This window comes from Nocardioides zeae (assembly GCF_030818655.1).
Classification (GTDB): Bacteria; Actinomycetota; Actinomycetes; order Propionibacteriales; family Nocardioidaceae; genus Nocardioides; species Nocardioides zeae_A.
Genome location: NZ_JAUTAN010000001.1, coordinates 429,339 through 449,979, shown reverse-complemented (window position 1 = coordinate 449,979; position 20,641 = coordinate 429,339). Strand labels below are relative to the sequence as shown.

At 71.8% G+C, this 20,641-nt stretch carries 17 protein-coding genes; 1 reads left to right on the top strand and 16 read right to left on the bottom strand.

Features of this window, described 5'->3' with window-relative positions; translation table 11 throughout:
* Positions 1 to 3: 3 nt before the first annotated feature.
* The 6 genes from QE405_RS02060 to QE405_RS02035 form a co-directional block, all read right to left on the bottom strand.
* On the bottom strand, positions 4 to 1,287 hold the full coding sequence (locus QE405_RS02060) for an ammonium transporter (RefSeq protein WP_307198561.1): 1,284 nt from the start codon (positions 1,285 to 1,287) through the stop codon (positions 4 to 6).
* 210 nt (positions 1,288 to 1,497) lie between these two features.
* Complete coding sequence (trmD, locus tag QE405_RS02055) at positions 1,498 to 2,208, bottom strand: tRNA (guanosine(37)-N1)-methyltransferase TrmD (RefSeq protein ID WP_307198560.1); 711 nt, start codon at positions 2,206 to 2,208, stop codon at positions 1,498 to 1,500.
* A 3-nt stretch (positions 2,209 to 2,211) separates the two neighbouring features.
* Positions 2,212 to 2,790, bottom strand: coding sequence for a ribosome maturation factor RimM (rimM, locus tag QE405_RS02050; protein ID WP_307198559.1), 579 nt, complete (start codon positions 2,788 to 2,790; stop codon positions 2,212 to 2,214).
* A gap of 88 nt (positions 2,791 to 2,878) precedes the next feature.
* Positions 2,879 to 3,121 (bottom strand): RNA-binding protein, encoded by a 243-nt coding sequence (locus tag QE405_RS02045; RefSeq protein ID WP_307198558.1) that lies wholly within the window; start codon positions 3,119 to 3,121, stop codon positions 2,879 to 2,881.
* Positions 3,122 to 3,126: 5 nt separating this feature from the next.
* Entirely contained in the window at positions 3,127 to 3,591 is a 465-nt protein-coding gene (rpsP, locus tag QE405_RS02040) for a 30S ribosomal protein S16 (protein ID WP_307198557.1), read from the bottom strand.
* A gap of 204 nt (positions 3,592 to 3,795) precedes the next feature.
* Positions 3,796 to 5,553: an ABC transporter ATP-binding protein gene (locus tag QE405_RS02035; RefSeq protein WP_307198556.1), complete on the bottom strand. Its 1,758-nt coding sequence runs from the start codon at positions 5,551 to 5,553 to the stop codon at positions 3,796 to 3,798.
* Between the two features lie 83 nt (positions 5,554 to 5,636).
* Here QE405_RS02035 and QE405_RS02030 point away from each other — a divergent pair, with 83 nt between their 5' ends.
* Positions 5,637 to 6,173 carry a PH domain-containing protein gene (locus QE405_RS02030; protein ID WP_307198555.1) on the top strand — a complete coding sequence of 179 codons (537 nt, stop codon included), beginning with the start codon at positions 5,637 to 5,639 and terminating at the stop codon, positions 6,171 to 6,173.
* Positions 6,174 to 6,193: 20 nt separating this feature from the next.
* On the opposite strand, the gene QE405_RS02025 is transcribed toward QE405_RS02030, so the two are convergent.
* The 10 genes from QE405_RS02025 to QE405_RS01980 form a co-directional block, all read right to left on the bottom strand.
* On the bottom strand, positions 6,194 to 7,351 hold the full coding sequence (locus tag QE405_RS02025; protein ID WP_307198554.1) for an ABC transporter permease: 1,158 nt from the start codon (positions 7,349 to 7,351) through the stop codon (positions 6,194 to 6,196).
* 70 nt (positions 7,352 to 7,421) lie between these two features.
* Positions 7,422 to 8,957 carry an ABC transporter permease gene (locus QE405_RS02020; RefSeq protein WP_307198553.1) on the bottom strand — a complete coding sequence of 512 codons (1,536 nt, stop codon included), beginning with the start codon at positions 8,955 to 8,957 and terminating at the stop codon, positions 7,422 to 7,424.
* A 132-nt stretch (positions 8,958 to 9,089) separates the two neighbouring features.
* Positions 9,090 to 10,409 (bottom strand): ABC transporter substrate-binding protein, encoded by a 1,320-nt coding sequence (locus QE405_RS02015; protein WP_307198552.1) that lies wholly within the window; start codon positions 10,407 to 10,409, stop codon positions 9,090 to 9,092.
* Positions 10,410 to 11,172: 763 nt separating this feature from the next.
* The gene (locus tag QE405_RS02010; protein WP_307198551.1) at positions 11,173 to 12,255 is read right to left on the bottom strand and encodes an amidohydrolase family protein; all 1,083 of its coding nucleotides are present in this window, start codon (positions 12,253 to 12,255) and stop codon (positions 11,173 to 11,175) included.
* A 10-nt stretch (positions 12,256 to 12,265) separates the two neighbouring features.
* Positions 12,266 to 12,631: a hypothetical protein gene (locus QE405_RS02005; protein WP_307198550.1), complete on the bottom strand. Its 366-nt coding sequence runs from the start codon at positions 12,629 to 12,631 to the stop codon at positions 12,266 to 12,268.
* The gene (ffh, locus tag QE405_RS02000) at positions 12,628 to 14,199 is read right to left on the bottom strand and encodes a signal recognition particle protein (protein WP_307198549.1); all 1,572 of its coding nucleotides are present in this window, start codon (positions 14,197 to 14,199) and stop codon (positions 12,628 to 12,630) included. The genes QE405_RS02005 and ffh overlap by 4 nt, the downstream gene beginning before the upstream one ends.
* Positions 14,200 to 14,275: 76 nt before the next feature.
* Positions 14,276 to 16,537 (bottom strand): [protein-PII] uridylyltransferase, encoded by a 2,262-nt coding sequence (locus QE405_RS01995; RefSeq protein ID WP_307198548.1) that lies wholly within the window; start codon positions 16,535 to 16,537, stop codon positions 14,276 to 14,278.
* Positions 16,538 to 16,609: 72 nt separating this feature from the next.
* Positions 16,610 to 16,948 carry a P-II family nitrogen regulator gene (locus tag QE405_RS01990; protein WP_163773665.1) on the bottom strand — a complete coding sequence of 113 codons (339 nt, stop codon included), beginning with the start codon at positions 16,946 to 16,948 and terminating at the stop codon, positions 16,610 to 16,612.
* A gap of 2 nt (positions 16,949 to 16,950) precedes the next feature.
* The gene (locus QE405_RS01985) at positions 16,951 to 18,285 is read right to left on the bottom strand and encodes an ammonium transporter (protein ID WP_307198547.1); all 1,335 of its coding nucleotides are present in this window, start codon (positions 18,283 to 18,285) and stop codon (positions 16,951 to 16,953) included.
* A gap of 171 nt (positions 18,286 to 18,456) precedes the next feature.
* On the bottom strand, positions 18,457 to 20,637 hold the full coding sequence (locus tag QE405_RS01980) for an acyltransferase family protein (protein WP_307198546.1): 2,181 nt from the start codon (positions 20,635 to 20,637) through the stop codon (positions 18,457 to 18,459).
* Between the last annotated feature and the right edge of the window lie 4 nt (positions 20,638 to 20,641).

Sequence of the window (20,641 nt, the reverse complement as noted above, 5' to 3'; positions counted from 1 at the left end):
TGCTCAGTCGAAGGCGTAGGCGCCGCCACCGTGCTGCACGGAGTCGATGCCCGCGACCTCGTCCTCCTCCTTGACCCGGAAGCCGATCGTCGCGTCGATGATCTTCGCGATCACGAAGGCCACGACGAACGAGTAGATCGCGACGGCGAACGCCGGGATCACCTGGACGATGACCTGCTCGAACGAGCCGCCGGTGAAGAGGCCGGTGTCGATGGCGAAGAAGCCGACGTAGATGGTGCCGATGAAGCCGGCCACGAGGTGCAGGCCGACGACGTCGAGCGAGTCGTCGAAGCCGAGCTTGTACTTCAGGTCGATGGCGAAGGCGCAGACCGCACCGGCGACGAGGCCCAGGACGATCGACCAGAAGGGGTTGAGGTTGGCGCAGGAGGGTGTGATGGCCACGAGGCCCGCCACGATGCCCGAGGCGGCGCCGACTGCGGTCGCCTTCCCGTCCTTGAAGTGCTCGACCACGATGAAGCCGAGCGCGGCGGCGGCCGGGCACACGATGGTGTTGACGTAGATCAGGGCCGCGCCACCGTCGGTCGTGGCCGCACCACCGTTGAAGCCGAACCAGCCGAACCACAGGATGGCCGCGCCGATGAGCACCAGCGGGACGTTGTGCGGGACCGCGTCCTCCTTGGTGAAGCCGCCGGCACGCTTGCCGAGCACGAGGGCGAGCGCCAGGGCGGCCGCACCGGCGTTGATGTGGACCGCGGTGCCACCGGCGAAGTCGATCGTGCCGACGTCGTAGCCGAGGTGCGTGCCGAGCTGGCCGATCCAGCCGGTGAAGGTGGTGACGCCGTCGCCGTCGACCACGAACGAGAAGACCCACGAGGCGACCGGGAAGTAGACCAGCGTGGAGAAGAGGCCGACGAAGACGAGCCACGGGAAGAAGCGGGCGCGGTCGGCGATGGCGCCGGAGACCAGCGCGACGGTGATGATGGCGAACGTGGAGCCGAACGCGGCGCTGGCCAGGACGACGGCGGCGTCACCGTCACCGGCGAACGCGTCAGCGGCGGCGCCGCCCAGCGCGAAGTCCGAGAAGGCGTTGCCGAGGATCTCCGGGATCCAGTCGGCCGACGAGCCGTCGACGAACGCCTGGTTGAAGCCGTAGAGCATCCACAGGACACCGACGAGCCCCATCGAGCCGAAGCTGAGCATCATCATCGAGACGACGCTCTTGGCCTTGACCAGACCGCCGTAGAAGAACGCCAGCCCGGGCGTCATGAAGAGCACGAGGGCCGCCGACAGCAGCAGCCAGGGAACAGTACCGACCATCGAACGCATGTCTCCTCGGGAGATGGGCCACGCGGGACCCGCCGTGCACCGGGCAGCCACGTTGCCACCCCGGACAGCGCCGTACTTTTCCCAGCGGGCGTTACCTCCCGCGGCCATAATTGTTTCGGGGTCGTAACGAGGTTCCCCGGTTCGTGACGATGACGTCACGCAAGCGTCGCTCCCGCCTCAGATGTGGCTCAGACGACACTCAGCAACGTCTCAGGCGTCGCTCTCCCGAGGGGCGACCGTCTCGGCCAGCAGGTCCGGCCGCCGCTCGGCCGTGCGGCGCAGCGACTCCTCGCGACGCCAGCGCGCGACCGCGCCGTGGTCACCGCTCAGCAGCACCGGGGGCACGTCGCGTCCGCGCCACGAGGCGGGCTTCGTGTAGACGGGGTACTCCAGCAGCCCGTCCTCGTGCGACTCCTCCACGAGCGACTCCGGGTTGCCCATGAACCCGGGCAGCAGCCGCACCACGGCCTCGACGATCGCCAGCACCGCAACCTCGCCGCCGTTGAGCACGTAGTCGCCGATCGACACCTCGCGCACCTCGGCGCCTGCGGCGGCGGCGTGCTCCACGACGCGGGCGTCGATCCCCTCGTACCGCCCGCACGCGAACACGAGCCGCTCCCGCGTGCTCAGCTCACGCGCCGTCGCCTGGCGGAAGACCTCGCCCGACGGGGTCGGCACGACGAGCGTCGCGCCCGTGACGTCGAGGGCGTCCAGGGCCTCCCCCCAGGGCTCCGGCTTCATGACCATGCCGGCTCCCCCGCCGTACGGCGTGTCGTCCACGGTGCGGTGCCGGTCGTGGGTGTGGTCCCGCAGGTCGTGGACCCGCAGGTCGAGCAGCCCGGAGCGCTGCGCCTTCCCGGGGAGGGAGAGGTCGAGCGCCCGGAGGTACTCGGGGAAGATCGTGACGACGTCGACGCGCACGCCTCAGGCCCCGGCCTCGGGCTCGCCGCCGTCGCTCTCCTCGGGGTACGGCGCGACCAGACCCGGCCGGTCGGCGACCACGACGTGACCGGCCGCGAGGTCCACGGTCGGCACGAGCGCAGCGACGAAGGGGACGAGCGTGTCGCGGCCGTCGGGCGTGCGGACGCCCAGGAGGTCCTGCGCCGCGCCGTGCAGCACCTGGGTCACCTCGCCGATCACCTGCCCCTCGAGGTCGTGCACCACCAGCCCGACGAGCTGGTGGTCGTAGAACTCCTCGGGGTCGTCGGGGGTCTCTCCCGGCTCGATGGTGGCGTGGAGCAGCAGCCCCCGCAGCGCCTCTGCCTCGTCGCGGGAGGAGACGTCCTCGAAGCGGACGAGCAGCACGCCCTGGTGCCAGCGGGCCGACTCGATCCCGATGCTGGTGCGGGACGTCGTGACGTCACGGGGAGCGGTCACGCGCAGCCGACCCCCCGGGGCGAAGCGGCGCTCGGGCTCGTCGGTGCGCACGTCGACGGTGACGTCCCCCCGGATGCCGTGCGGCTTCCCGATGCGACCCACGAGGACCTCGATGCTGCTGCTCACGGGACCGGATCCTACGTGTCCGCGCGCGGTGAAAATGACGGACGGGCGCCACCCCCTGGGGGGTGACGCCCGTCCGGCGAGCGGTGTGTCAGCGACGGCGGTCGACGTCGACGAAGTCGACCCGAGCGCCGCCCCGACCGGCGAGCGCACCGATGACGGTGCGGAACGCCGTGGCGGTGCGGCCGTTGCGACCGATGACCTTGCCGAGGTCGTCGGGGTGCACCCGGACCTCCAGCACGGAGCCGCGGCGCAGCTCCTTGTCCCGCACGGTCACGTCGTCGGGGTGGGCGACCACCCCACGGACCAGGTGCTCGAGCGCGTCGGCCAGCACGGTGCTCAGGCCTCGGTGCTCTCGGCGGGCGCCTCGTCGGCCGTGGCCTCGTCCGCCTGCGGCTCGTCGGCCTTGGCGTCGTCGGACTTCTTGGCCTTCTTCGTCATGGCGGCACCCTTGGGCTCGTTCTGAGCCTCCTTGAGCGCGGCGTTGAAGATCTCGAGCTTGTCGGGCTTGGGGGCCGCCGTCTTCAGCGTGCCCTCCGTGCCCGGCAGGCCCTTGAACGTCTGCCAGTCACCGGTGATCTTGAGGATGGCCTCGACCGCCTCGGTCGGCTGCGCGCCGACGCCGAGCCAGTGCTGGGCCCGCTCGGACTCGACCTCGATGAACGAGGGCTCCTCCTTGGGGTGGTACTTGCCGATCTCCTCGATCACCTTGCCGTCGCGCTTCTTGCGCGAGTCGACGACGACGATGCGGTACTGCGGCACCCGGATCTTGCCCAGGCGCTTCAAACGGATCTTGACGGCCACGGTGGGTGGTGTCTCCTCGAACGTTGCGGGTTGATGAGGGACGTCGCGACGGCGTGGGGCACCGGCTCCGGACCTCGAAGGGCGAGCGGCCCACGGATGAGAGGGTCCGGGGGTCGCACGACTCGACCGATCATTGTGCCAGAGCGCGCACGTCGCGGCGAATCGGGTCCGCCCTCGTCGTACGCGCCCCGGCGGCGCCGGTCGTCAGCTGACGCCGGCGTCGTCCAGCAGGGCGTCGCGACGGGCGCGGCGCGCCCGCTGCTCCACCGGGTCGGGCACGGGCACCGCGGCGACGAGACGCTGGGTGTACGGGTCCTTGGGGTGGTTGATGACCTGCGAGCTGGGGCCGATCTCGACCAGCTTGCCGTGGTGCATCACGGCGATCCGGGAGGCCAGCATCTCCACGACGGCGAGGTCGTGGCTGATGAAGAGGCAGCCGAACCCGTGCTGCGCCTGCAGCTCGGAGAAGAGGTCGAGGACGCGGGCCTGCACCGAGACGTCGAGGGCCGAGGTGGGCTCGTCGGCGACCAGCAGGCGCGGCTCGAGCGCGAGCGCCCGGGCGATGCCCACGCGCTGCCGCTGGCCGCCGGAGAGCTCGTGCGGGTAGCGGTTGCGCATGGCGCGGGGCAGGTGCACCTGGTCGAGGAGCGTCTCGACCCGCTGGCTGAGCTCCTTGCCCTTCACCCCGGTGTGCAGGTGGAGGGGCTCGCCGATCGACTCGCCGACCGGGATGCGCGGGTTGAGGGAGGAGCCCGGGTCCTGGAACACGATGCCGACCCGACGACGGAGGTCGCGCAGGGTGCGGCGGTTGGCGTCGGCCATGTCCACGCCGTCGACCGTGAGACGACCGCCCGCGACCGGCAGCAGCCCGACGACGGCACGACCGATGGTGGTCTTGCCCGAGCCGGACTCGCCCACCAGTCCGACGACCTCGCCCTCGCCGATCTCGAGGCTCACCTCGTCGACCGCGCGGAAGACGGGCTGGGAACCCCGCTTGGGGTACTCCAGCACCAGGTCCTCGATGACGAGCACCGGCTCCCGCTTCTCGGTGGAGGCCGACTCCGGTCGCGGCACGTCCCCCGCGCGGACCTCGGCGCGGGTGGCCTGGCCGAAGTGGGGAACGGCGGCCAGCAGCTGCTGCGTGTAGGGGTGCTGCGGTCGCGCGAAGACGTCCGCGGTGGTGCCGGTCTCGACGATGCGACCGTCCTTCATGACGACCATCCGGTCGGCCATGTCCGCCACCACGCCCATGTCGTGGGTGATGAGGACGATGCCCGAGTCGATCCGGTCCTTGAGGTCGGCGATGAGCTTGAGGATCTCGGCCTGGACGGTGACGTCGAGGGCGGTCGTCGGCTCGTCCGCGATGAGCAGCGTCGGGTCGCAGGCCAGCGCCTGGGCGATCATCGCGCGCTGCCGCTGACCGCCGGAGAGCTGGTGGGGGAACGAGTTGAAGCGTCGCTCCGGCTCCGGGATCTCGACGAGCCGCAGCAGCTCGAGCGCGCGCGCCTTCGCCGCCGAGGGCGACAGCGGGAGGTGGGTGCGCAGCGCCTCGACCACCTGGGCGCCGATCGGGTAGACCGGGTTGAGCGCCGTCATCGGCTCCTGGAAGATCACGGCGATCTCCTTGCCGCGCAGCCGCCGCTGCGCGGCGCCACGGAGCCCGAGCACCTCGGTGCCCTTGAGCTTCGCGGAACCCGTCGCGCGGCCGTTCGGCGGCAGGAGGCCGAGGAGCGACATCGACGACTGGGTCTTGCCGGAGCCCGACTCACCGACGATCGCGAGCACCTCGCCCGCGCGCACCTGGTAGGACACGTCGAGCGCGGCCGGCACCCACTCGTCCTCGACGAAGAAGTGGACGCTCAGGTCCTCCACGTCCAGCACGACCGGCTTGGCCTCGGCGTCGTCCGTCGTCGGCTTCGTCAGCGACGGGCCCTCGGGGGTGCCCTCGGGGGTGGTGGTCACAGCTCACCTTCCTGGATGCGAGCCCGGGACGGGCCCGGGGTGCTGCTCTGCTGGTCTGCGTGCTGCTCTGGGAGGCTGGCCCCATGGCCACCCCGTACGTCCAGACCTACCGATCCACGGTCGCACGCCGCCTGGCGGTCGCCCTCATGGGCGGCGCCGGCGTGGTGCTCGTCGGCCTGGCCGTCGGCGGCGACGTCGAGCTGCTCCTGCGCTGGGGCGGAGCCGTGCTGCTCCTCGGCGCGATCGGCTGGGTCGTGTACTGGCGCCCCGCCCTCCACCTCACCGACGACGGCCTGCAGGTCGTCAACCCCTTCCGCACCGTCGAGGTGCCGTGGGGCGCCCTGGAGGAGGTCGACGGCCGGTACGGCGTGCGTCTGGTGCTCCTCGACGGCTCCACGGTCGACGCCTGGGCCTGTCCCCCGCCGCTCGGCATGGACCGCGCGAGGGGGAAGGAGTCCGAGGCGGCCACCGCCGTGCGCGAGCGCTGGCGCCGTGAGGAGGCCACCGGACGCCCCGCGGGCCCGGAGGCCACGCGGTCCCTGGTGCGCCCCGACCCGGCCGCCGTCGCCACGCTCGCGCTGCTCGCGCTGGCCGCGGTGGTCACGCCCCTCCTGGTCTGAGGGCCGCGGGCGGCGCGAGGTCACGCGGTGCCGCCCGGCTCGTCGTCCCGGCGGTCCGTCTCGCGCGCCCGCTTCTCGACGTCCACGCCGGCGACGTCCGCACCGGTCGGGAGCGCCGGGGTCGCCGCCACGAGGCTCTCCTGCTGGGCGAGGCGCGCCCGGTTCATCGCGCGGAGCGAGGGGATCTTGCGCTGGCGCGGGTCGAAGGCGTCGCGGAGGCCGTCACCGATGAAGTTGACGCAGAGCGCGATGACGATGATGAAGGCGCCCGGCCACCAGAAGAGCCACGGCCGCGTCTGGAAGTAGGACTGGTAGTCCGACACCATCTTGCCGAGCGAGATGTCGGGCGCCTTGACGCCGAAGCCCAGGTAGCTGAGCGACGCCTCGAGCAGCACCGCGGCCGACATGAGCAGCGTCGTGTTGACGATGATCGGGCCCATCGCGTTGGGCAGCATGTGCTTGAGGATGATGCGGGTGTCGCTCGCCCCCGCCACCCGGGCGGCGTCGACGAACTCCCGTTCGCGCAGCGACAGGAACTCGGCGCGCACCAGGCGCGCCAACGTCGTCCACACGACGAGGCCGAGCACCAGGGCGAGCACGTAGACACCGGAGTCACCGGCCATCTTGCCGAGCACAGCGCCGATGACGATGAGCGGGAACGTGATGACGAGGTCGGTGAAGCGCATGAGGGCCTGGTCGGTGGCCCCGCGGTAGTAGCCGGCGAGCGCGCCGACGGCGATGCCCATGACGGCCGCGACGATGCCCATGATCGCCATGACGATGAGGGAGGTCTGGGCACCGAGCATGGTGCGGGCGAAGATGTCGCGGCCCAGGTTGTCCCGACCGAAGGGCGCGTCACCCCACGCGAGTCCGCTGCCGCCGAGCCACGTGGGCAGCCCGAGGGTCGGGGCGCCGCGGTCGGTGACGGGGTCGAACCCGGCGGGACGGTCGCCCGGCGCGTACTTCCACCACCCGGGGATGCCGCCGACGCCGATCGAGCTGAAGGCGAGGATCGTCACGAGGGCGAGCACGACCATCCCGACAAGGGCGCCGCGGTGGCCGAGGAAGCGCTTGAGGACGATGCGGCCCTGGGACAGGCCGGCGACGTCGCGGTTCTCGATGCCGTTCTCGTGGGGCTCGTCCGGCGTGGCGGCCGGCGGCGGGGTCGTCATGGTCATGCGAGGGATCCTCCGTGCAGAGGTCGGCGGGGGGCGGGCGCGGGACCCGAGCAGGTCGGGCTCCCCGCGCTCATGCGTTCACCCGGATCCGCGGGTCGAGCACCGCGTAGACGAGGTCCGCGACGAAGTTCGCGACCACGGCCAGGATCGCGACCACCAGCAGGTAGGCCATGATCGGGTCGATCACGTTCTTCTCCAGGGAGTCCGCGAACAGGAAGCCCATGCCGCGCCAGCCGAAGATGCGCTCCGTGATCACCGCGCCGCCGATGAGCGTGATGATGTCGACGGGCACGATCGAGGCGAGCGGGATCAGCGCGTTGCGGAAGGCGTGCCGCATGATCACCGTGCGCTCGGTGAGGCCCTTCGCCCGCGCCGTGCGGATGTAGTCCTGGTTGAGCACCTCGAGGGTGCTGGCCCGGGCGTACCGCGTGTAGGCCGCGAACGAGATGAGCGTCAGCGTCAGCGTCGGCAGCAGCAGGTGGCCGAACAGGTCGAGGGTCTCCATCCAGAAGTTGCCCTCGAAGTTCGGCGTGCGCCGTCCGGACGTCGAGATCGGGCGGCCGCTGATGCGCACGTGGTTGACGTAGACGTCCCACGTGGAGAACAGGCGGTCGAGGAAGAGGTAGAGCGACACGGGCACCGCGGTCAGCGCCGCCGTGCGCACCACCGTGCTGCGGTCGGGTCCGCCCCACAGGAAGCCGACGAGAGCGCCGACGAGCACGGCCAGCACGCCCATCCCGATCACGATGAGCCAGTTGGCGCCCGCGTAGTACCAGAAGTAGCGCATCGGCTGGTAGAGCACGATGCCGAGACCGGCGACGGTGAGAGCGGCGTAGAGCGAGCGGCGGTCGCTGAGTCCCGTCGAGAGGATCGTGACGCAGAGGGCCGTGCCGATCGACAGGACGGCGACGCCCACGATGCCGAGGGTCGGGTCCGAGATGAAGTCGGTGAGCTCGACGTAGAGCAGCACGACGAGGGTGGCGCCGCCCGCGACGGCGAAGTTGCGCAACCGGTTCTTCGTGCTCCCGCCGAGGGCCGCCATGAGCGTGAGCCCGGCCAGCACGACGCAGATCACGTAGAACCACCACGCGATCGACGGGTCCGCCAGGAAGTCGTTGAAGCCGATGGCGAGGAACTGCTTGAGGAGCACCGCCACCCAGAAGGTGGGGAGCGAGTAGAGCAGGAACGACACGAAGGTGATCGAGTAGTCGAAGCCCGAGTACTGCCGCAGCGCGCTGACGATGCCGATGAAGACGCCGATGAGGATCGCGAGCACCGTGGCCAGCGAGACCAGCTGCAACGTCGTGAGGATGGCGCCGCTCAGCAGGTCGGTGACCTGCTGGTTGGTCTGCCAGTTGGAGCCCAGGTCGCAGTTGCCGACGACGCAGCCGGCGGCACCGCCCAGCCAGTCGAAGTAGCGGTGGAACACCGACTCGTCGAGCTGCAGCGACTGGCGCCGCTGCTCGATGAGCTGCTCCTTGTTGGGCGACGTGCTCTGGCGCAGGTCGAACAGCGGGTCGATCGCGATGCTCACGAGCACGTACATCACGAACGTCGAGACCAGAACGACGAGGCTCGAGGTGAGCAGTCGTCGGACGAAGAACATGACCATCGGTGTGTCAGGACCTTCGGAGTGAGGGGGGCCGTGGTTTCGACCCCGAGGGGCGGACGGTCGCGAGCAGGGGCCGCCGGCCGGGCGACGGCCGACGGCCCCTGACTGACGGGTGGAGCTGGTGGGTCACTCCTCCTCGGGACCGGTCCAGTTCCAGTAGCCGTAGAAGATCGTCGGGTTGAGCGGCGCAGCCGTCACGTTGCCGATGACCTCCTTGTTGTAGGCCACGACCGCCGGGAACTGGAAGACGGTCGAACCGATGGCGTCCTCGACCAGCAGCGCCTCGATCTCCTCCTGGATGCTCTCCTGCTCGGAGGCCTCCGACGTCACCGCGAGCTCGTCGAACAGCTCGTCGACCTCGGGGTTGCTGTAGCCGATGAGGTTGTTGAGGCCGCCGGTGACGTAGGTCGCCTGCGACTCGGTCACCGCGGTGGAGGTCGACTGCCAGCCGAAGGAGACGGCGTCGTACGTGCCGTCGCCCAGGTCCTCACCCCACGTGCCACGACGGTCGGCGATCAGGTTGAAGCCCGCCTCCGCCAGGATCGGCTGGACGATGTCGAACTGGTCCGAGCGGCGCTGGTTGTCCGCCGGGATCAGCACGCGGACGTCGATCGGGCCCTCGACCCCGGCGTCGTCCAGGATCTGCGCGGCCGCCTCGGCGTCACCGTCGCCGTAGGCCTCCTGCATGCCGCCGGCCTCGGACACGGCGTCGTACGCCGGCGCGCCCGGGGTGACGAGGAACGAGTTGCGCACCTCGGCGTCGGGGTTGATCGGCTTGATCAGCGTGTCGACGATGTCCTTGCGCGGGTACGCCGTGAGGAACGCCTGGCGGACCTGGAGGGCCGTCTCGGCGTCGCCGCCGTAGGCCGCCGGGTCGAACGGGCCGCCGTTGTCCTGCACCAGGTCGATGTGCTCGTAGGTGGCGTCGACACCGGTCTCGATCTCCGCCTGGTCGACGGCCTCGAGCGCCTCGACGACGTCGGTCGTGGCCTGCGGGCCGAAGAGGTCGAGCTCGCCGTTCTGGAGCTGCTGGACCTGGGCCAGCGGGTCCTCGTTGTAGGTGACCGTGACCTCGTTGATCGAGGCCGGACGCTCACCGTCGTAGTCGGGGTTCGCCGTGAGCGTCACGTACTCGCCCTCGACGAAGTCCGTCATCTCGTAGGCGCCGCTGGACAGGTAGAGGAGCTCGTCGTCGGGCAGCGACGTGAAGTCGTAGCCGGTGTTCCAGAACTCGGCGATCGGCGAGAGCGCGGCGGCGTCGTTGTTCTGGACGGCCTCGACGAAGGCGTCCTTCGCCTCCTGCGGGTCCTCGATGCCGAGGCCCTTCATCGCGGTGACGTGGGCCGGGACGCCGAAGTCGAGCGCCACCTCCCAGTCGGCGAAGGGCTCGGAGTAGACCAGCGTCAGCGTCTTGTTGTCGTTGCTGAGCTCGGGCGTCTCGGTCACGAGCGGGAGGCCGGGGGACGAGGAGTTGAAGTAGACCTCGCCACCCAGGTTGCTGACGTCGTCGGCGCGCGTCGATGGTGTTGAAGTTGCCGCTCTGGCCCACGAAGGACAGCAGGAGGTCGGTCGCATCCATCGGCGTGCCGTCGGACCACGTGGCGTCGTCGGCCACGGTGTACTCGACCGTCAGCGGGTCGTCGCTCGTCTTCTCGAACGTGCCCAGGGACTCGTCGCGGATGAGCTCCTGGTTCTCGTCGTAGTAGAAGAGGTCGCCACGGAGCATGTAGTTGATGATCGAGTTGGCGGTGGCGTTGCCGTCCGACGTGTCGTCGTTGTACGAGTAGTACGGCTGGTTCCAGCCGATGGTGATCGCGTCGGGCGCCTCGCCGGCAGCGACTCGGTCGGAGTCCTGCCGGGCCTGCTCCTCGCTCTCGTCCTCCGGTGCCGAGCACGCGGTCAACGCCATGGTGACCGCGATCGCGGCCACGCTGATTCCCCTGAGTCTCACAGGTCCTCCCGCTCTTTCCGTCTCACCGGTGCACCCCACACCCCTCGGGTGGGACCGAGTGGCACCGCGGCGTGAAGTTAGCGCGCAGGTCGAGCCCGCGAACAGAGAGCGGCCGCGTCTAGACCTCTATCGTTACTCAAGCGAGACTTGCGGTGTCCTCCCCGTTCAGCCGCAAGGTCCCGTCTCCTCGCGGGACTCACCGCAAGATCTTCGCCCCGCCGCGGACCTGTCGGACCGATCTGCGGCGGAGCGGTCGCGTCAGCGGACGCCCGCCACCACACGCCCGCGGAGCACGACGGCGCGGGGCGCGAAGAGGGTCGAGAGATCGGCCAGCGGGTCGGCTCCCGTGACCACGAAGTCAGCCGGTGCCCCCTCCTCGAGCGTGGCGTTCCAGCCGAGCCAGTCACGCGCCCGCCACGACGCGGCCCCGAGCGCGTCGTACGCCGGCAGGCCCAGGGCGGCGAGCGCCACGACCTCGCCCACGAGGTTGCCGTGGCGGGCGACGCCGCCGCCGTCGGAGCCGGCGTAGAGCGGCACCCCCGCCTCGAAGGCGCCCATGAGCGTGTCCCGGCGGCGCACGTGCAGGTCGGTCATCGTGGCGGCGTAGGCCGGGAAGCGGGCCGCCCCGCCGCGGGCGTGCTCCGGGAACTTGTCGAGCTGCATCACGGTCGGCACCAGCGCGGTGCCGGCTGCCACCATCCGCTCGACGAGCTCCGGCGTCAGCCCGGTGCCGTGCTCGATGCAGTCGATGCCCGCGTCGAGGAGCCCGGCGAGGACGTCGTGGCCGAAGCAGTGCGCCGTGACCTTGGCGCCCTGCTCGTGCGCGGCGGCGATCGCCGCGGCGAAGGACGGCGGGTCGAACGACGGCGCGAGGTCGCCGGTCTCCCGGTCGATCCAGTCCCCCACGAGCTTGACCCACCCGTCGCCGCGACGGGCCTCCTCGGCGACCCGCGCCGCCAGGTCCTGCGGCTCCACCTCGTGGGCGTAGCCGCGGATGTAGCGCCTCGTGCGGGCGACGTGGCGGCCGGCCCGGATGAGCCGCGGCAGGTCCTCGCGCTCGTGCATCCACGCGGTGTCGAGGGCCGAGCCGCAGTCGCGGATGAGCAGCGCGCCGCCGTCGCGGTCGGCGATCGCCTGCTCCTCGGCCTCCGCGTCCGTGACCGGTCCGTGGTCGTCGAGACCGATGTGGCAGTGCGCGTCGACGAGGCCCGGCACGATCCAGCCCTCCGCCGCGGTCTCCGCGCCGGGCTGGGGCTCGTAGGTCACGTGCCCGTCGACGACGTAGAGGTCCGCGACCTCCCCGTCGGGCAGGACCGGACCGGAGAAGCGCAGCGCCGTCATGCGCCGGACGTTACAGGCGGTCGAGCAGCCAGGTCGGGCCGACCGCGAGCGCACCGACGTGGGTGACCCGCGCCTGCAGCGCCCGGTCCCCCGTCACCACCGTCGTACGCGCGCCGTCGGCCACGGCGGCTTCGGTGCGCGCCACGATCTCGGAGTCGCCGTCACGCGGTGCGTGGACGACGAGGACGTCGCCGTCCCGACCGGCCCGGACACCGCCCTTCGCACCGCCCTCGAGCACGAGGACGACCCGGTCGACGTCGAGGTCGGCGACGAGCAACCCCTCGTGGAGCCGCCGGGCCGCTCCGGCCCGGTCCTTCCACCACCCGTCGGGACGGGCGCCCACCACGTTGGCGCCGTCGACGACGAGCACCCTCACTTCAGGAACTTGGAGAAGTCCGAGGGGAGGTCGAGCGCCGCGGCGGCCTTCTCGTAGTCCACCGGCTCGTCGTTGCCGCCGAACGGGTTGCCGCCCGCGGCGGCGGCCTTGTCCTTCGACGCCCGCTCCTGCTGGGCGGCCTTGGCCGGGTTGCCGGACACGCGGCGACCCTTGCCCTTCTTCGGCTGCTGCTTGGCCTTCGCCTTCTTGCCGCCGGCACCCGGCATCCCGGGCATGCCCGGCATCCCCGGCATGCCGCCGCCCCGGGCCATCTGCTGCATCATCTTGCGCGCCTCGAAGAAGCGGTCGACGAGCTGGTTGACGTCGGAGACCTGGCGGCCGGAGCCCTTCGCGATGCGGGCACGGCGGGAGCCGTCGATGATCTTCGGATTGGCGCGCTCGGCCGGCGTCATCGACTGGATGATCGCCTGGATCCGGTCGATCTCGCGCTCGTCGAAGTTCTCGAGCTGCTCCCGGAACTGCCCCATCCCGGGCAGCATCCCCATGATCTTCGACAGCGAGCCGAGCTTGCGCACCTGCTGCATCTGCTCGAGGAAGTCGTCGAGCGTGAACTCGCCGTCGCCGCGGCCCGCGAGCTTGTCGGCCGCCTTCATCGCCTGCTCGGCGTCGAAGGTGCGCTCCGCCTGCTCGATCAGGCTCATCATGTCGCCCATGTCGAGGATGCGCGACGCCATGCGGTCGGGGTGGAAGAGGTCGAAGTCGGTCAGCTTCTCGCCGTTGGAGGCGAACATGACCGGCTTGCCCGTGATGGAGGCGATCGAGAGGGCGGCACCACCGCGGGCGTCGCCGTCGAGCTTCGTGAGGACGACCCCGTCGTAGCCGACGCCGTCGAGGAACGCCTGGGCGGTCGAGACCGCGTCCTGGCCGATCATGGCGTCGACGACGAAGAGGACCTCGTCGGGGCGCACCGCGTCGCGGATGTCGGCGGCCTGCTGCATCAGCTCGGCGTCGACGCCCAGGCGGCCGGCGGTGTCGACGATGACCACGTCGTGGAGGCGGCGCTTGGCCTCCTCGATCGACGCCCGCGCGACCGCGACGGGGTCCCCGACGCCGTTGCCCGGCTCGGGGGCGTAGACCGGGACGCCGACGCGCTCGCCGTTGACCTGGAGCTGGTTGACGGCGTTGGGGCGCTGGAGGTCGCAGGCGACGAGGATCGGCGTCTTGCCCTGGTCCTTCAGCCACAGCGCCAGCTTGGCCGCGAGCGTCGTCTTGCCCGCGCCCTGGAGGCCGGCCAGCATGATGACCGTCGGGCCGTTCTTCGCGTAGCGCAGCCGCCGGGTCTCGCCACCGAGGATCGCGACGAGCTCCTCGTTGACGATCTTGACGATCTGCTGCGCCGGGTTGAGCGCCTTCGAGACCTCCTCGCCGCGCGCCCGCTCCTTGACGGCGCCGACGAACTGCTTGACGACCGGCAGGGCGACGTCCGCCTCCAGCAGCGCAATGCGGATCTCGCGCGCGGTGGCGTCGATGTCGGCCTCGGAGAGCCTGCCCTTGCCGCGCAGGTTCTTGAAGGTGTCCGACAGGCGGTCGGAGAGTGTGGCGAACAACGAATCGTTCCTCAGGCTCGTGCGGACGGTGCGCGGCCCGGCGCCGCGACGTCCCAGGGTAACCGGCGGGCGGCCCTCACCGGTCCACGGTGGCCGAGAGCAGGGCGCGGAGCGCGTGGGCCGCCGCGGCCGCCCGTTGCTCCGACAGCGCACCGGCCGACGCCTCCTGCACGTAGAACACGTCGACGGCCTGCGGACCGAGGGTCGAGATGTGCGCCGAGCGCACCGAGATGTCGAGCCCGGCGAGCGCCCGGCAGACCAGGGCGACGACGCCCGGCCGATCGTCCGTCCGCACCTCCAGCACGGTCGCGCGTCGCGACGCCTCCGGGCGCACCACCACCGACGGCTCCCGCGTCGAGCGCACCATCCGGGCGATCCGGTCGCCGGGGTCGAGACGGCCGTCGACGATCGCCGCCACCCGCTCGCGCAGCACCGCGGCGTCGACGTCGCGCTCCCCCGACTCCCACACGGACACGGCGTAGGGCCCCTGCGACCAGGCCCGCGCCGCACGCACCGCGACCCGTTGCACGGCGAGGGCCGCGGCCACGTCGGCGAGCACGCCGTTGCGGTCCGTGGCGAGCGTCGTGATCCGCGAGCCGTCGACCGTCTCCTGCACCGTCACCGCGACGGCGCGGGGATCGCGGCGTACCTCCGCGGGCACCTCCAGCTCCACCTCCCCGGCGACCGGGGCCGCCGCGCCGGTGGCGCGGGCGAGCAGGGAGGCGAGGGTACGGCGCGCCAGCTGCCGCACGAGCCCCGCACGCCAGGTGGACCACGCCTTGGCGGAGGCCGCGCGGCTGTCCGCCTCGGTCAGGGCCACGAGCAGCGACAGCGCCTCCGGCGTGGTGACGTGCCGCGCGACGAGCTCGACGGTCGCCGGGTCGTCGGGGTCGCGCGTGGTCGCCGTCTCCGACAGCAGCAGGTGCCAGCGCACGAGGTCCCCGACGAGGTCCACCTCGTCGGGGGCGAAGCCCATGCGGGCCGCCACCTCGCGGGCGATGGGCTCGCCGGCGACGCTGTGGTCGACGAGGCCGCCCTTGCCGATGTCGTGGAGCAGCGCCGCGACCATGAGGACGTCGGGCCGGGCGACCGTGCGGATGAGCGCCGCCGCCTCGATGCAGGTCTCGATGACGTGCCGGTCCACGGTGAAGCGGTGGATCACGGAGGCGTGCGGCAGGCCGTGCACCCGCGACCACTCCGGCAGCAGGCGCTCGGCGACCCCCGTCTCCTCCAGCGTGCTCCAGACGTCGAGCAGCCCGCGGCCCGAGGCGAGGAGACGGACGAAGAGCTGGCGCGCCTCCGCCGGCCACGGCACGGGCAGGGGCGCCGACTCGGCCCCCAGGCGGGCCGCCGTCGCCGGCGCCAGGAGCACGTCGCGCTCCGCGGCCTCGGCGGCTGCCCGGAGCACGAGCAACGGGTCCGCCGCCGGACGCGCGCCCTTCTCCAGCACGATCTCCCCCGCCGCCAGTGCCACGCCGGGGGCGACGCGCTCCAGCTGGGGGCGCCGGGGACGGGTGGGCACCCGCTCCTGGGCGAGCACGGCGTCGACCCGGCGCCACGTGGTGCGCGAGATGTGGTCGATCCGACGCCCGAGGCCCCGCACGTGCCCCTGGGCGGCCACGGCGTCCGCAAGACCGAGCCGCGCGGCCAGCTCGTCCCACATCTCCGGGGCCACGCGGTCCGTGGCCCGCCCGGCCGCCGCGTGCAGGTGGTCGCGCACGTCGAGCAGGGCCCGGCGGCTCAGGTCGAGGTCGGTGTGCGGGATGTCGACGAGCCACGTCGCCACCAGCGCCTTGAGGACGGTGGCGTCGCGCAGGCCGCCCTCCGCCTCCTTGAGGTCGGGGACCGAGACGTGCGCGAGCTCCCCCACGAGGTCGTGGCGGGCCCGCGTCATGGTGCGCAGGCCCGGCAACCGGTTGCGGGCGTCGCGACGCCACGCGGCGAACAGCTGGGCGCGGAGGCGGAGGGTCACGTTGGGGTCGCCCGCGAGGTGCCGGGCGTCGAGCAGCCCGAGCGCGACCTTGAGGTCGTCGGCCGCCGCCGTGAGGGTCTCGTCGACGTCGCGCACCGCGTGGTCGATCTTGAAGCCGCCGTCCCAGAGCGGGTACCAGAGGACCCCCGCCAGCTCCTCCACGTCGACGCCGCGGTCGTGCACGAGCAGGACGTCGAGGTCCGAGTACGGCGCGAGCTCGCGCCGCCCGTAGCCCCCGACCGCGAGGAGCGCCACCCCCGTGTCGGGGCCGCCTCCCGCGTCGTACGCCGCCGTGCACGCCGCGTCCGCCGCCGTCGTGCGCTCGCTCCGCTCCGTCGCGCTCACGTGCTGCTCCCTCCCGGACACGCACGACGCCCGGCCGCACCGAGGCGGCCGGGCGTCGTGGTGACGTCGTCGGCGTCGTCGATCAGCGGTCGGTCAGATCGCCGAGGCGTCGCGGTCGCCGGTGCGCACGCGCACGACCGTGTCGATGCCGGAGACCCAGACCTTGCCGTCGCCGATGCGACCGGTCTGCGCGGTCTTCACGATGATGCCGACGATGTCGTCGGCGTCGCCGTCCTCGACCACGATCTCGATGCGGATCTTGGGGACGAGCGCGATGTCGTACTCCGCGCCGCGGTAGACCTCCGTGTGGCCCTTCTGCCGGCCGTAGCCGCTGACCTCGCTGACGGTCATGCCGGTGACCCCGAAGGTCTCCAGCGCCTCGCGCACGTCCTCCCACTTGTGGGGCTTGATGACTGCGGTGACGAGCTTCATGTTCACACTCCCTCGGAAACGTGCGTGGACCCTGCCAGGTGCTTGGAACCGCCGAGACCACCGCTGCGGGCGCCGACGAGATCGTAGGCCGACTCGCCGTGCTCGACCCCGTCGATGCCCTCGAGCTCGTCGTCCTCGTGGACCCGCAGGCCGACGATCGCCTTGACGACCAGGCCCACGACGAGCGTGGCCACGGCCGACCAGAGGACGGCGAACAGCGCGACCGCGGCCTGCACGACGAGGAGCTTCGCGCCATGGCCGTAGGCGATGCCCCCCGACGTGCTGAGCACGCCGATCGCGACGGTGCCGACGAGTCCACCGACGAGGTGGACGCCGACGACGTCGAGCGAGTCGTCGTAGTTCCAGCGGTACTTGAGGCCGACCGCCAGTGCGCACGCCACGCCGGCGACGATGCCGAGGGCGATCGCCCCCAGCGGCGACAGCGCACCGCAGGCGGGGGTGATGGCGACCAGACCGGCGACGACGCCGGACGCGGCGCCGAGCGACGTGGCGTGACCGTCGCGGAGCTTCTCCACGACGAGCCAGCCGACGATCGCGGCGCAGGTGGCGACGGTCGTGTTGAGCCAGACGAGGCTGGTCTCCTCGAGCCAGTACTGGCCCATCGCGTCGCCCGTGGCGTCCCCGGGGACCCACGAACCGACGTTGAAGCCGAACCAGCCGAACCACAGGAGGCCGGCACCGAGCATCGTCAGCGTCAGGTTGTGCGGCTTCATCGGCTCCTTGCCGAAGCCGATCCGCCGACCGAGGAGCAGCGCGAGCACCAGGCCGGCCACACCGGCGTTGATGTGCACCACCGTGCCCCCCGCGTAGTCCACCGGCGCCACGGCCGCACCGCCGTCACCGGAGAAGAGAAGGTCCGCGAGACCGTTCTGCGCGCCGCTGAGGAAGCCCCCGCCCCACACCATGTGCGCGAGCGGGAAGTAGGACAGCGTCACCCACAGGGGCACGAACAGCAGCCACGCGGAGAACTTGAGGCGGTCCGCCACGGCGCCGCTGATGAGGGCGGCCGTGATGACGGCGAAGGTGAGCTGGAAGCCGACGGTGAGGTAGGTGGCCCCCTCGACGTCGCGCAGCCCGAAGTGCTCGAAGGGGTAGTTGAACAGCAGCGCGACGTCCCTGCTGCCGTAGGTCATCGACCAGCCCCACAGCACGTAGACGAGGCCCACGACGCCAGCGGCCGAGAACGACATCATCATCATGTTGAGGACCGACTTGGACCGGCTCATGCCCCCGTAGAAGAGGGCGAGGGCCGGGGTCGTCATCAGAAGCACCAGCGATGCCGAGGCCAACATCCAGGCCTGGAGCGCGTACTCCATGGAAACTCCCGTCGTCGTACGTCGTCCTGCCCGTCCGCGACGGCGGTGTGCGGCGCACGGGAGGACCGGTGGAGGCAACCATCGAGTCCCGAGGTTTCCGAGCCGACCTCGACTTGTTTCGCGCAGGAAACACGTTCCGGGCGTTTGTTACGTTCCGGTGAACCGCTCGGCTCAGCCGTTCGCCGGCGCGCTGGCCCGCGCCTCGGCCACCGCCGCCTCGACGCGGTCGATGAAGAACGGCGTCAGGGTGCGCACGAAGGTCGCGGTCATGTGCGTGAAGTCGCGGTAGACCGCCACGTTGCCGATGACCGGCGAGCAGGAGTCGTCGGTGCACTGCAGGTCGCGCAGGCTGACCAGCGCGCTGCCCGGCGTCTGCTCGACGGCGGGACTGATCGCGTCGTACCCCGCGAACGCCCGCGACGGCGGCTGCGCGCACTCCGTCACCGCGGCGAGGCCCTCCCGCTCGACGCACTGCACGACGTCCTTGTCCATCATCGGGTTGTCCTGGATCGCCACGACGACCGCGCCGCGGGCGATCTGCGACTCCCAGGCCTCGCGGAGGCCGCGCACCGTCGTCTCCTCCTGCGTCTCCCCGTCGACGGGCTCGGCGAGGAAGCCGGACTGCAGGCTCGTCGTGATGATGAGGTCGTAGGGGTCGGAGTCGGCGAGGAGGTCGGCGACGTTCCGCTTCCACTCGTTGCACTCGTCGCGGCGGGCACCGACGCTGTTGCCCTGGGGCACGGTGCTCCACGAGCACCCGGCGCGGCCCGTCACGTCGATCTGCCAGCCGAGCTCGGAGTACATCTGCTCGTAGGCCGGCAGGAAGACGTTGTTGTGGGAGTCGCCGACCGCGAGCACCCGCAGGGGCTCCGCGTCGGCCGGCGGCTCGGGGGTGTCGTCCTCGAGCGGCAGCCGGCAGACCTGCGGCACGCTCTCCCCGTACGGCGCCCAGCAGCGCCCGTCGTTGTAGTCGTCGCGCCCGGCGACCGAGGGGTCGGGGACGATGACGGTGCCGAAGTCGCCGCACTCGTCGTCGTTGACGAGCTGGCCGGCGCCGAGGCAGCGGAAGTCCGCGCTGGCGAGGAGCGCGTTCGCCTCGGCGATGAGCTCGTCCTGGCGGTGCTCCGCGTAGCGGATCCCACCGAACGCCGAGCCGGCCACCACGCAGGTGACGGCGAGCATCCACGCCCCGACCGCGCGGGCGGACCGCCCGCCGCCGAGCAGGCGGGGCGAGAAGCGGACCGGGTCCTCGATGAAGCGGGTCGAGCCCCACGCGAGCAGGACCGTGACGACGGCGATGCCCAGCTTGTCGACCGTGCGCAGCGGCTGCTCGGTCACGAAGGGGACGAGCACGATGAGGGGCCAGTGCCACAGGTAGATCGCGTAGGACAGGTCGCCGATCCACGTGACCGGGCGGAACCGGCTGGCGAGCGCGACCGGGCCGGCGTCGGCCGCCGCCAGCAGGGCCACGGTGCCGAGGACGGGCAGGGCCGCGGCGTACCCCGGGAACGCCGTGTCCCCGGTGTAGGTGACGACGGTGACGAGCACGGCGGCGGCGCCCGCCCAGCCGAGCACCTCGCGGGTCCAGCGCGGGAGCCGCGGAGCCACCGCGGCGAAGAGCACGCCCGCGAGGAACTCCCAGGCGCGCGTCCAGGTCGAGAAGTAGGCGACGCCGGGCTCGGCCGTCGTGAGGTGGATCGAGTACGCGAGGCTGCCTCCGGCGAGCACCGCCAGCACCGGGATCACCACGGCGCGGCGCGGCAGCCGGGTGCCGCCGCCGGGGCGGCGCAGCAGCAGGGCCAGCGCGGCGAGGATGAGGGGCAGCAGGATGTAGAACTGCTCCTCGGTCGACAGCGTCCAGTAGTGCTGGATCGGCGACGGCGCGTCGCCCGCCGCCAGGTAGTCGACCGCCTCGTTGGCGAGCACCCAGTTCTGGACGTAGAAGGCCGACCCCACGACCTCCTTCAGCACGTCGGCGCGCTCGCTCAGCGGCATCACGACGTGCGCCGCGACGGTCACGACGAGCAGGACGAGCAGCGAGGCGGGGAGCAGGCGCTTGGCGCGGCGGGCCCAGAACCGGCCCAGGCGGATGCGACCGCTGGACTCGAGCTCCTTGAGCAGGTGGGACCCGATGAGGAACCCCGAGATGACGAAGAAGACGTCCACCCCGACGAAGCCGCCGGTCAGGCGGTTCGGCCACAGGTGGTAGAGCAGGACGGAGCCGACCGCGACCGTCCGCAGGCCCTGGATGTCGGGCCGGAGGTCGCCGGGCGCCGGCGCGGCCGCGCCGGGCTTGAGCGGGGCGGGCGCGCGGTGGGCACCGCGCCGGCCGCCCCCGGAGGTGGTCGCCACCAGG